Below are 410 nucleotides of genomic sequence, written 5' to 3'. Positions count from 1 at the left end.
GCGTCATCGCCGCCAGCCGCGAACCCGCCGCACCCGCACCCCGCGCCGGGTGACCCGCCGCGCGGATGGCCGCCGGGGCACGCCCTTCCCGTGCCCCGGCGGCCCCACGCACCACGACCACCCAGTCGGCACCACCAGATAGCGAGAGCCGTTCGTGAGCATCCCCCGCACCCCAGACCGGCGGGCCGCCACCTCGGCGGCCGTCGGGAGGCGGTCATGAGCCTCGACGCCATGGGCTGGGTGTGGAAGCACTCCCAGGCGCGCGGGAACGCCCGTGTCGCGCTGCTGGCAGTGGCGGATCAGGTGCGCACCCCGGCGTGTGAAGTGCGGCTCAGCTACGCCGACTTCCAGTCGGCGCTGAACGTGTCACGCAACACCGTCCGGTCGGCCATACGTGAAGCGATCGAGCT

Annotated in this window: 1 pseudogene; it reads left to right on the top strand. The window is 73.7% G+C overall.

What is annotated here, in order from left to right:
- Positions 1-216 precede the first annotated feature (216 nt).
- Positions 217-410: pseudogene (locus RM844_RS33170) on the top strand (hypothetical protein); the annotation flags it as partial.

The sequence above is a fragment of the Streptomyces chisholmiae genome, from assembly GCF_031845445.1.
In the GTDB taxonomy this organism is placed as follows: domain Bacteria; phylum Actinomycetota; class Actinomycetes; order Streptomycetales; family Streptomycetaceae; genus Streptomyces; species Streptomyces chisholmiae.
Note: the sequence above shows the minus strand (reverse complement) of the source record. Positions and strands in the feature narration are given on the sequence as shown.